Annotated in this window: 6 protein-coding genes; all 6 read right to left on the bottom strand. The window is 39.7% G+C overall.

The genetic code is table 11. The features are described 5' to 3' along the window. Positions 1 to 12: 12 nt before the first annotated feature. Positions 13 to 2226 carry a glycoside hydrolase family 3 C-terminal domain-containing protein gene (locus VK159_RS15015; RefSeq protein ID WP_324230976.1) on the bottom strand — a complete coding sequence of 738 codons (2214 nt, stop codon included), beginning with the start codon at positions 2224 to 2226 and terminating at the stop codon, positions 13 to 15. Positions 2227 to 2262: 36 nt separating this feature from the next. Further along, positions 2263 to 3822 carry a GH39 family glycosyl hydrolase gene (locus tag VK159_RS15010; protein ID WP_324230975.1) on the bottom strand — a complete coding sequence of 520 codons (1560 nt, stop codon included), beginning with the start codon at positions 3820 to 3822 and terminating at the stop codon, positions 2263 to 2265. 27 nt (positions 3823 to 3849) lie between these two features. Next, complete coding sequence (locus tag VK159_RS15005; RefSeq protein WP_324230974.1) at positions 3850 to 5937, bottom strand: beta-galactosidase; 2088 nt, start codon at positions 5935 to 5937, stop codon at positions 3850 to 3852. 551 nt (positions 5938 to 6488) lie between these two features. After that, a complete protein-coding gene (locus VK159_RS15000; RefSeq protein WP_324230973.1) occupies positions 6489 to 7313 on the bottom strand; it encodes a hypothetical protein in 825 nt (274 codons plus the stop codon). Between the two features lie 27 nt (positions 7314 to 7340). Further along, positions 7341 to 8936, bottom strand: a complete 1596-nt coding sequence (locus tag VK159_RS14995) for a RagB/SusD family nutrient uptake outer membrane protein (protein ID WP_324230972.1) — start codon at positions 8934 to 8936, stop codon at positions 7341 to 7343. A 122-nt stretch (positions 8937 to 9058) separates the two neighbouring features. Beyond that, positions 9059 to 12184, bottom strand: coding sequence for a TonB-dependent receptor (locus VK159_RS14990; RefSeq protein WP_324230971.1), 3126 nt, complete (start codon positions 12182 to 12184; stop codon positions 9059 to 9061). Between the last annotated feature and the right edge of the window lie 167 nt (positions 12185 to 12351).

Here is a 12351-nt window from a genome sequence, read left to right as displayed (position 1 = left end):
ATCCTGTAAATTTTATTTAACCGAAATTTTCACTGATTTTGAAATATTACGTGATGAATTGCCCATGTGTAATACGAATTCACCTGTTTCCACATTCCAGCCTTTTTTTGTTTCGTCATAAAAAGCCAGATCAGCAACTTTTATAGTCAGCTCAATTGTTTTTGATTCGCCGGGTTTCAAAAAAACTTTTTCAAAAGCTTTGAGTTCTTTGTCGGGGCGCAATACAGAACAAACCGGATCGCTTACATACAACTGTGCAACCTCTGCTCCATAGCGTGAACCGGTATTTTTTATCGTACATTTTACACGGATGGTTTCTCCTTTTCCATAACTTGTTTTATCTGTAGTAAAATTGTTGATAGAAAAGTTAGTGTAAGACAAGCCGTAACCAAACGGATAAAGCGGTTCAATTTTTTTTGTATCGAACCAGCGGTAACCTACCAAAATCCCTTCGTTGTATGTAAGCGTTTTATCTCCCGGAAAACTATTGGTGGCATGTGCAGGCGATTCGTTAATGTTCTTTGGCATTGTCCACGGTAGTTTACCTGAAGGATTTACATTTCCTAACAATACATCTGCCAAAGCATTTCCACCTTCGGAACCATTGAACCAACTCCAAACCATAGCCGAAGTTTTTTTGTCTATTTCGTCTATATCAAAAGGAGCTCCACCAATAAAAACCACAATGGTTTTTGGATTTACTTCCAATATTTTTTTTATCAGTTCTTCTTGCCCAAATGGAAGCTTCAAATTTCTGCGGTCAGATGCTTCGGTTTCGTAATCACGGTTAGATCCCGCAAAGATGATGACCATGTCTGAATTTTTAGCAGCTTCAATCGCCTCTTGTAATTTCACAGGATCTAACTGATCAATGGTTACAGGTCCACTTAATGTAATATCACCTAACTTACCCGATTTCTTTTCTTCATAACGTTCTAAATAGCCTTCGGCATAATTAATTTTAATCGAAGCTGGCAACCTGTTCTTCAACCCTTCCAGGGGAGTGATTTCTCTTTTTGTTTTTACTCCTGCACCAAAACCACCCAATGCATTTTTTTTGGTTGCATTATTTCCAATTACAGCAATCGATTTTATACCAGCTAATTTTAATGGCAATGCATTATTCTCATTTTTTAATAACACTACCGACTCTGCTGCAATTTTGTAAGCATCCTGGTAATGTGCTTCTGTAGCAATGCTGCCTTTTACTCTGTCCTTTGCTCCCATTGCCTTTACCTGAAATAAAGTGCGCAAAATTCTTTTCACATGTATATCAATTTCTGCTTCGGAAATTTCACCTGCCTTTACAGCAGCAATTAATTTGTCGGCAAGAAAAAATTCGTTGAAAGGTTTTGGTGTTCCCATTTCAATGTCTAACCCGTTTTTCAGCGATTTTACTGTGCTGTGAACTGCAGCCCAATCGGAAACAACAATGCCTTTGAAACCCCATTCATTTCTTAATATTTGATTGAGCATGTAATCATTCTCGCATAAATATTCGCCTCTGAATTTGTTATAGGCGCCCATGATGCTATATGCTTTTGCTTCTTTTATGGCTGCCTCAAATGCCGGCAAATAAATTTCACGAAGTGTTCGCTCATCCATTTGAACATCATAAAAATCACGATTGGTTTCCTGGTTGTTGGCTGCAAAGTGTTTGATGCAGGCCATTACATCGTTTTTTTGTAAACCTGTTACCAACTGCACCGCCATCTTTTTATTCAAAAAGGGATCTTCAGTTAAATATTCATAGGTTCTGCCGCCCAATGGTGTTCTTACAATATTAATTGCTGGTGAAAGCAACATGTCTTTGCCTCTTGCACGCAATTCCTGTCCCACACTATTGCCAAACGTGTAAGCCATTTTCGTATTCCAGGTGGCGGCCAAAGCTCCTGAGGCTGGATAGTAAGTTGCAAAATCATTCGTCCAACCTGCCGAAGACCAATTGTCTCGTGAAATTTCTTCACGAACCCCCAACGGACCATCAGCCATTTTTAATTCAGGAATCCCTAAACGTTTTACGCCACCGGTTGAGAACATACTGTTGCCATGCAACATGCCTATTTTTTCTTCCAACGTCATTTTTGAAATCAGTTTATCAATTTCAACATCATACTTAGAGCTTATTGGTTTTACCAGCGCTGATACTGTTTGAGAATGAGTTTCGGTTACTGCACTAATCATTGTTAAAGCAACTATACCCAAGGCAACTATTTTACATTTCATTTTCATCAACATTTATTATTTCAACATATTTATTCATTAACGTTTAACCAGGTTTACCATGATCACATCGTTTTCCCTGATCTCGATTTCTTTTGAAAAAGAAGCATTGGATTTGATTTCAATTTGCTGTGTGGTAACAGGTTTACCATTGTTTTGATTTTTTATTTTCTCTACCTGCTGCCTATTCAACTGGTTTGGCTTACCCATATCCAAGTAGCTTGTGTAAGCATCGTTTACACGATAACCACATTTGTAAATTTCCATTGTGTATTTGCCGGCAGGAACATTCGCTAAATTAATTTTCACTTTGCCTTTCGATTTTGCCGGTAAATCTTTGATATAATAGTTTTGATTGTTGGTTGAGTCTGGCAGCGTATAAGTAAAATCCCACAATAACATTTGCACATCGCCACGGGTATTTTTTGTAACCCAGGAACGGGAATCGGTATTGGCCAATTCTGTTTGCCCTAACTTATTTAAGAACTGATAAGCATAAAATGCAGGTTTGTTAATACCCTGTATGGTGAGCAATCCAAAGCCGCCGTGAAAAGGAGTATGACGGGGACCAGGTTCTTCAAAAATGTCGGTGAAAACCCAATACGACATTGAGTTGGCTGCATTGCCCACTTGTTTTAGTTTTTCTAAAATATAAGCCGCTTCATGGTAACTATCGTGAAGAGGATCGGCCGGAGTGTAAGAAGAACTCCATTCGGTATAATGCAATTCAAGGTTTGGTTTTGACGATGTTTGAATTTCATTTCGTGATTGCAACACATCGCCACTAACACTCATGGGATCTTTGCTTAATGCCGTACCGCCTTGTCCATACTCATCTAAAAAACCTTGTGTAACACCATACGAATGTGTACTAACGAAATCAATTGGTACATTATTTTTTTTACAAAACTCAATCGTTTCCGCTTCCCATGCAGCACCAGCAGTTCCCGGGCCGCCTACACGATATTCCTTATTTACACTTTTAACTGCCTGCGCAGCGTATTTGTATAATTTGAAATACTCTTCCTGTGTACCTGTCCAAAACCCGGGAGTTAAGTTAGGTTCATTCCACACTTCAAAATACCAGGTCTTTACTTCTTCAGCTCCATATCTTTCAGTAAAATGTTGTGTAAGATTTCGAACCAACGCCGCCCACTTTTCGTAATCCTTTGGTGGTGTTACATTACCCTTCCACCAAAAAATAGTTTGAGGGCCGCTTGCCAATGCATGCGGCATAAACCCAAGTTCAACAAATGGTTTCATTCCTATGCTTTGTAAGAAATCGATCAATGCATCAACATACATATAGTTGTAAACCGGGTTGCCTTTATTGTCCTCGGTATAAACCGCCATATCATCGGTAAGCAAGCCATGCATTCGTATGTATTTAAAGCCGCATTGTTTTTTTACATAAGCCAATTGCTGCTGCCAGTCTGCACGTAGCCCTTCATTTGCTCTGCCTGCACCCACACATTCTTTAAACATTGTATTAAGCTTCCCCGATGTTTTATGGTAATCGACACTGATCGTTCTTTGTGCCGGTGCTGTTATTAAAACTGTAACCTGAAAAACCAACCATAGCAAACCTTTTTTTTTCATCTGTGTATTTATTTTAGCATTTAATAACTATTCACTCCATACCAGTACTCCGGCAGGCTTCAGTACTTTTTCGCCAATTAAAATTTTACCTGTTACGGGAATATTCATTGTGTAATTTTCAGACGAATAGTTTACAGCAACATAAAATCCATCACGCCAATACACATAAACACCTTCAGGATAATTTTCAGTGCTTGCATTTGCATCGGTAAATATTTTACGCATCACATTTTTTTCAAGTTTTGAATCATCTGTATCAACACCTATGTATGTTACAGTACCTTTACCAAGCTTTCGTTTTACTACCGCAGCTTTTCCTTTATAAAACTGGTTATCGTAAGTGGCAACTGTTTCTGTGTTTTCATCAGCCACAAGCAAATCGGCCCAGTTGTTCCACTTGTAATGTGTTGAGTTCATCACAATATCGCCTTGTGTATGATTGGAAAGCATATCAGTTGCTTTCACTTTAGCGCCAATGAGTGTTGTTACAGGTGCTGCGGTTTCTGCTTCCCAGAAATGACCCATACGGTTTTTGGTAGCAGTGCGACAAGTAATAATTAAATGGCCTCCGTTTGATGCATACTCGCTCCACTTTTTCACCAAAGCATCATCAACCATTTCATACGCCGGTATAATAACAAACTTGTATTTCGACAAATCTGCTGTTTCAGGTATGATATCAACAGGAGCTCCAAATGACTTAGCTATTTCAACAAACTTTATTGGATAATTCCATGCGTCCCACTGGTAAGTCTGCTTTTGTCTTTCAATCGTCCAGTAATTTTCAAGATTCCAAACAATAGCAGTTGATCGTGCAGTTAATTTTTCTGGCATGCCTGCACCAGGCTTATATTGTTTTCGCAGTTCCTTAATTTCTTTCACGAACTGCATATAATCTTCTCCACCTGGTGATGGTGTTACTCCATCTGTTTGTATAATACCTGAATGGTACTGTTCTGCACTATAAATGATTTGACGAAAACGATATGAACATGCAAGTTTTCCACCGGCTGCAAACGTGTGATACAACCACATGCGTACTGTACCTGGCAACAACAGTGGATTATAGCTTCCCCAATTAACCGGGCCAGGTTGAATTTCCATTACGCCTGATACGCCACTTAATGATTTATAATAATCCGCAGCAAACAATATTGATCTGCTATTACCTATTCTGAATCCCAGGTTGCCGAGGTTATCGCTGCCTCCGTTAGGATAAGAAGTATAGGTAGCAAAGTCTAGTTTCTTCGTACGCATGGCATCGGCACCGGTTGAAACTGCCGTGTAATTAGTTGTGATGTATTGATCTTTTGAAATGTAGTTTCTTAATGTGTTTGCCTGGAAGTCGAGTAGTTCTGCCTGCGCATCTGCAGCGTATCGTTTAAAATCAAGTAAAGCATGCGGGTTATTGCCCCACCACCCTACTAAGTTTGTATTAGGTATAATTACCTGGTTGAAATTAGTGAACCATTGGCTCCAGAAAGCTGCTCCCCATGCTGCATTTAATGCATCAATGGTTTTGTATTTATTTTTTAACCAGGTTCTGAATGCTTGCTGCGATGAAGGACTGTAATCAGAAATGGCGCCTGGCTCATTATCTATTTGCCATCCGAGAACATTTGGATTTTTTCCGTAGCGTTTCGCCATTTCCGTTACTATTCTGCGAACGTAATTCCGATACTTTTGATTTACGATAGAAGCTAATCCCCTTGTTCCGTTTTCAGCACGGATATAATGACCATCCATGCTGAATGTTTCAGGATAATTTATACGCATCCATGTAGGCGTGGTTGCAGAAGGTGTACAAAGGAGTACTTTCAGGTGATACTTTGTGCAAAGGCTCACCACTTTATCAAGCCATGTAAAATTGAATTTTCCTTCTTCGGGTTCCATTTTAAACCAGGCAAATTCAGCAAGGTGTACAAATTCAAAACCCATTTCTGATATCTTCTTAATATCCCGTTCCCACTGGCTTTCTTTCCAATGTTCAGGATAATAATAGATGCCTGTTGTAATCAGGTCTTTTTCCGTGAAGAATATGTTTGGCTCTTGTGCTTTTACATTTAATACAGCAACTGCTAAGATTGCCAGAAATACCGTTACAGCTTTTTTCATAATCCAAAAACAAGAATATACATGTAGTTAAAACGTTTACACAAATGTTGCAACTCATTTAAAAAAGACCTGCAGGGGCATTGGGTTTTACCAGTTGCCCCACAGGTTATCTATCATTGCTATGCCAATAGCCCGTTGATTTTTTTTCCGGCAGCATTTTTATGTGCTCTATAAAAAATAGCACATGCGCATACTTCAAAGCATCTAATCTTTATTCTTTTGTTTATTCATCTGCTTATGCTTCTTCAGAATTTAACCGACCACATGATCTAAACATGTAAAAAAGACGGGCACTATAGAAATAGACCCGTGTACGATTCTATTTGCCGCACCGGTTTGATGGTCATAAACCACTTACGGTGAGAAAATAAGGCCTGCAGGGTGATTTCACTTTCGTTCAACACTCACAGACCATCGATGTCTGCTATATGAGAAACTTGTAAATTTTAAATGAAGTAATAGATTTCGCTATTCCCGATCATTATCAAAATATGATTAACACTGTTGCCATAACCTTAGTTATGACAACAGTGCTAATTTTTTAAACAGCTTTAATGTGTATCGTAATAATGCTTTGTTATATAATTATAGATGAGCCATTCGTTCGCATTTTTTTTAGCAATAAGTTGCATGGTACTGTCGGTAAGTGTTTTGATCAGCATTTTTGCGTTCCAGTTGGCAACCTGGCCACCCTGTGCTTTATCGTGTAATACCTGGGCGCCGATTGTTTGTAACTCATTTGAAGTTGAGTACAACATAAATTTACCAGTGCCTGAGAGGTCAGGAAACATTTTATTATCAGCTGTAAAATTTGCATCACCAATCAAATCAAAAGTCATAGTACCATAATCGCCTGCTGAAACTCCGGCCCAGGGTATATCGCTAAATTTAGGAGCCCATTCCCATCCTGTACCACCAAAGTAAAAAGGCCCATCAAAAAATTTACTTACAGCGTTTGCATCCAGATCCAAAACCCATGTTTTTGATTGTCCCAATCCTCCTGTCAGTGCAATCCACATAGGTTGACTCACTGTGTTCTGATCAATTGAATTGATCGTTACTGTTACAGGATCGGCATATACAAGACCGCCACGACTTTGAACCGCATACTTAATGGTATAAGTACCGGGAAAAGGAATGTTTATCGTGTCTGTCATCCTGATTGAATTTCCTGATGGCGATACCCAATAAGGAGTCGCATTAGGAGTAAGGCTTTTAAGAACGATGTCATTGGGGTTATTAGCGCTCGGACTTACTGTAAATTTCAATGCCGCTTTATCTAACGCAGGACCAAGTTCAATTTTTTCAGGTCTGCATCCTGAAAACAGGATGATTAATATGCAAACTGCTATTGTAGAGTGAATGAATTTTTTCATGTTATTAATTTTAAATAATTAAAACAATTACCAACCTGCGTTTTGTTTTAATACGCCGTTAGACAAAGTGATTTGTGAATAAGGAATTTGAGACAACCCTTTTGTTTCAATGATCTTTGATGCTGAAATTGTCTTCACTGTAGCCACACCACCATTTTCAAGTGTCACTGTTTCTGCAATGGTTGATGATGCGACATTTATGCCCTGGCGAAGCAGATCCCAGTAACGAACTCCTTCCCCGGCAAACTCAAATCTTCTTTCATCCAGAATATTAGCCTGGTTTACGGGTGTTTGAACAAAGTTGGTACCATAAGCTCTCTTGCGTACATCATCGAAGTATGTTTGAGCATTAGGTGATCCTAACTCTGCTGCCATCAATAAAACATCTGCATAACGGATGGAAACAAAATCCTGGAATTGTCCAATCATAAAACTTACGCCACCCATTTTCTCAGCAAGACTTGCACCTGCCGCATCGGCCATTGGGGTATACTTTTTTGTATAGTATCCTGTATATTCTCTTTGATCTTTTTTGTTTTTGAAGTCGAGGCTTTCTCCGTCAATTGAAATAATAGAAGCATTGCGTCTTGTATCATTTACACTGTATGCATTCCAGAGTTTTGGATTTACAGTGCCGCCTCCCCAACCAAGCCCATAAGGATAAATGGACTGGACACGTATGCCCATCATTACCATCCAATGATTGCCATCAACATTGCCATTCCAATCGCTGGTATAAGTATAGCGGATACTAAAAACAGTTTCCTTATTATTTTCTCCAACATAATTATTAAGCGATGCAGCAGGCCACAGGTTGGCGAAATTTTCAACAAGACCAAAACCTCCGTTACTAATAACATCTTCAAGTGCAGCTAATGCTTCGGCTTTCGACACAAGACCAACCAGATCAGGTTTACCATAATAGCCGGTATAATATAAAAATACACGGCCAATCAATGCTTCGGCTGCCCATTTAGTGACCCTTCCATAAGTTGCAGGAGCTTGTGAAGCATAACTTGTGGCGGGGAGATTGGCAACTGCAAATTTCAAATCTTCAGCAATCAGCTTATACACTTCATCAGGATTTGCCTGCGGCACGTTTTCAGTTGTTGGCGCTTTAATCAATGGAATATTGCCCCAAAATCTTACCATATCAAAATACAGGTAGGCCCGTATAAATCTTGCTTCTGATTCATATACCTTACGCAGATTATCGTTGCCATTCCAATTTACCTGGTCAAGATTTTTCAGCAACATATTAGCACGATAAATAGCCTTGTAATAAACAGTCCAGTTGTCACTAAACATGTCCTGGTCAGAAGGTGAACGGAGTTTATCAAACTCGTCCATCATCTGAAAACCAAACCCGTCGGCATTTCCTGTAGCACCAAATGCATTATCTGACAAGACCTCAGTTGCAACAACAGCCAACCCGGAGCCAGATGAACCTGCACGTTGCAATCCATCATACACCCCCACTAATGCTTTATAGGCATCCGATGGGGTTTTATAAAAGTTTTGCTCTGTGGCATTTGTTACATCTTCTGTATCCAGAAAACTTTTTTTGCAGGCCGTCAGCGATAACAAAGCGATGACAGGTATATATAGTTTTAGTTTTTTCATGTGAGTAATTTTTTATTTTACTGTTTGTGAGATGGAACTTTGCATGATAAACTTTTCATTGCATTTTATTTTACTAATGAAAGCTTTACCATACTTCGTTTCATGTTCATTTAGTTTTTTAATTAAAAACGAATGTTTGCGCCAACCATCATTGTTCGCGGTCTTGGATAATAGCCCACATCTACTCCTGTAGAGAAACCTTCATTGTGTCCAACTTCAGGATCCAGTCCGTTATACTTTGTGAAGGTGAAAGCATTTAATACAGAAGCGTATATTCTTACTTTACTCAGGTAATTTTTCTTTACGATGCGTGCTAAATCATAACCCAATGTAATGGTGTTGATGCGTACGAAGCTGCCATCGTAAATGTACAGGTCAGAGAACTGCGCCCAGTTAGCTCCTTCTTCTGTTACTCTTGGAATTTTGTTTGATGTGCCGGGCCCAGTCCAGCGATCTAAAATTTCAGCAGTGTAATTGCCACGGCCTCCTGGGCCTCTCCATGATTTTACCAATTCATTACCAGCTACACCCGATCCCTGCACCATAAGATCAAAGCCTTTATATTCAAGTGATACATTGAAACCAAAAACGAGATCAGGATTGGGATTGCCAATCATTGTTCTGTCTTTGTTGTCAATTACACCATCATCATTCAAATCAGCATAACGCAAATCACCGGGTTTAGCTTCGGGCTGAATAACTTTACCACTTTTGTTTTTATACGAAAGAACTTCTGCTTCTGTTTGAAAAATACCTGCTGTTTTCAAACCCCAGAAATAACCAACAGGCAAACCGTTTTGGGCCCTGTAAAACTCAAGCGAGTTGGCAAACAAAACATTGGTATTACCATGTATAATATGATCATTGGTTGGAATGTTGCCGATTTTGTTTTTATTATACGAACCATTCACCCCAATTGAATAACTCAGGTTTTTACCGATTGTATTGCGATAGTTAAGAGCCAGTTCAACACCTGTATTTTTTACATCACCACCGTTGATCAATGGAGCATCTGCTCCTGCTGTGGCAAGAATTGGTGCTGTTATCAACCAGTCTTTTGTTTCTTTAATATAAAAGTCAAATGCAACGTTCAATCCTCTTATAAGTGTGGCATCAAATCCAATATTTGTTTGCTCTGATGTTTCCCATTTTACGTTTGGATTAGCTAAGCGACTGGGATAGGCGCCCGGAGTATTAATGCCTTCAGCATTTCCGAATACATAACCCGCCTGGTTAAAACTGATAGGCGACAGGAACTGGTAAGCAGGAACACTTTGATTACCTACACGGCCCCAGCTTGCACGAAGCTTCAGGAAATTTAACCAGCTAATGTTCTGCATAAAATTTTCCCTTGAAGCAACCCAGCCAGCAGAAACGGAAGGAAAATAACCCCAACGATGATCCGGTGCAAACTTGGAAGAACCATCGGCACGGAAAGTAGCATTGAATAAATATTTTTCATTGAAGTTATATTGCACCCTTCCGAAATAAGAAAGCAACGCATCTTCAAACGGAGCACCGCTTGCACTAAGATGATTTGATTCCGGAGCTCTGTTTTGAGCAACGTCAAGATAAGCATGTTCCATATCTACAACACGTAAATCCCAGTTGGAACCAGACAGGCTGGAACCCATTGTATTGATAGCGGTAGTACCGCCCATTACATTGAAGCTGTGATTTTTTGCAACCCTGAAATCGTAACTTATTGTATTATCAAACTGAATTGTTCTGCCGCTACCCATTGACTGGAAAACGGTAGATGTATCATTCATATCAAAAATGGAAAGTTGGTACACCGGTCTGAAACCATGACTTTTATTGCTCCAGTAATTAAGCCCAACACTTGTACGAAGTTTCAAACCTTTAATGGGTTCAATTTGTAAATATGCATCGCCAAAAAGATTCTGACCACTGTTTCTGTTATTAGAATTGTAAACCATTGAAGCGTATGGATTCGATACGCTGTTATCCCACTGCGGATCGCCTACCTGTCCGGGATTCCACGGCTTATCATCTGATCTGAAGAAATTTCCGGCTGAATCATACATTGGCAAAAATGGCGTGGTTGAAAACGCAGAACGCAGTGAGTTACTGTATTGACCTCCTGTTGCAATGCCATGACTGTTTACATTGTTGATTGTAAGATGTTGTCCAAGTCTTACAATATCCTTATATAATCTATGCTCTGTGTTTATCTTAAATGTGTAACGTTCGTAATTGGAAATGGGCGGGCCACCTACAATGCCGCCCTGGCCGGTATAGCCAAGTGATGTGGAATAAACAGAACCAGCGTTACCACCATTTACACTCAATACATAGTTTTGAGTAGGAACATTATTTGCAAACATCTGACCAAGCCAATCGGTACTCACCGGCAGGTTATTAATTTCATCATTGGTGAAATAAGGTGATTTACCTGAGTTGAGTGCCTGCTCATTCATAATAATGGCATACTCCTTTGAATTTAACAGCGGAGCTTTCCATGAAAGATTCTGAACGCCGTAAAAAACATCCAGCGTAATTTGTGCTTTTTGATTTTGTCTTCCTGTTCTTGTTGTAATAAGGATTACACCATTAGCAGCTTGTGAACCATAAATGGCGGCAGAAGCTGCATCTTTTAAAACATCAACGGATTCAATGTCGGCAGGGTTAATAGAATTTATATTAACACCCTGAACTCCGTCAACCACAACCAATGGCCCGAAATTGCCAATGGTGCCTTTACCCCGAATAACGATATTGAATCCTGAGCCAGGCTGTCCTGATGAGGAGGTGATTTGCACACCTGGCGCCTGGCCTTGCATAGCATGCAAAGCGCTGGTGGTGTTTTGCTTTTGAATATCCTCACCTTTTACCTGCAAATTAGCACCGGTAACCAACTTTTTCTTTTGGGTGCCGTAACCAATCACAACAACCTCTTCCAATTTGTTGTCGGCTTCCTGCAGTTGAATACTTAATGAGCCGGCTCCAACTGTTGCTTCTTTAGAAATGTAGCCAACAGAAGTAATAACCAGTACTTCACCGGCAGATGCATCAATCGTAAACTTTCCTGCGTTATCTGCGCTTGCAGAGCGATTGGTGTTTTTCACGGTAACTGTTGCTCCTGCCACAGGTTCGGCAGTACGCTGATTGATAATTGTGCCACTAACTTTTGTTGTTTGTGCGCACAGATTTGTGCTCACCAGGAATACAGAAAGAATTCCCGATAGCAGCAGTGACATTAAGCGAATCGTTTTGGAATGGTTCATACTTGCATATTTATTATTGAATGGATAGATTGGTTTTTCTTGTTATTGTTTTTGATACCAAAAAGCTTTTTCCCGCACAAAGACCATTTGCTGTGCTGATAAACTTTGCACGAGTAAAAGCGATAACACCGTCTTATGATTTGAATGAAAGGAGAAACAAAGCCAAC

The sequence above is a fragment of the Lacibacter sp. genome (assembly GCF_035299325.1).
GTDB lineage: Bacteria > Bacteroidota > Bacteroidia > Chitinophagales > Chitinophagaceae > Lacibacter.
Note: the sequence above shows the minus strand (reverse complement) of the source record. Positions and strands in the feature narration are given on the sequence as shown.

Coding starts and splice junctions, on each gene's coding strand:
- VK159_RS14995 (WP_324230972.1), bottom strand. CDS start 8,936: ATGAAAAAACTAAAACTATATATACCTGTCATCGCTTTGTTATCGCTG.
- VK159_RS15010 (WP_324230975.1), bottom strand. CDS start 3,822: ATGAAAAAAAAAGGTTTGCTATGGTTGGTTTTTCAGGTTACAGTTTTA.
- VK159_RS15005 (WP_324230974.1), bottom strand. CDS start 5,937: ATGAAAAAAGCTGTAACGGTATTTCTGGCAATCTTAGCAGTTGCTGTA.
- VK159_RS14990 (WP_324230971.1), bottom strand. CDS start 12,184: ATGAACCATTCCAAAACGATTCGCTTAATGTCACTGCTGCTATCGGGA.
- VK159_RS15015 (WP_324230976.1), bottom strand. CDS start 2,226: ATGAAATGTAAAATAGTTGCCTTGGGTATAGTTGCTTTAACAATGATT.
- VK159_RS15000 (WP_324230973.1), bottom strand. CDS start 7,313: ATGAAAAAATTCATTCACTCTACAATAGCAGTTTGCATATTAATCATC.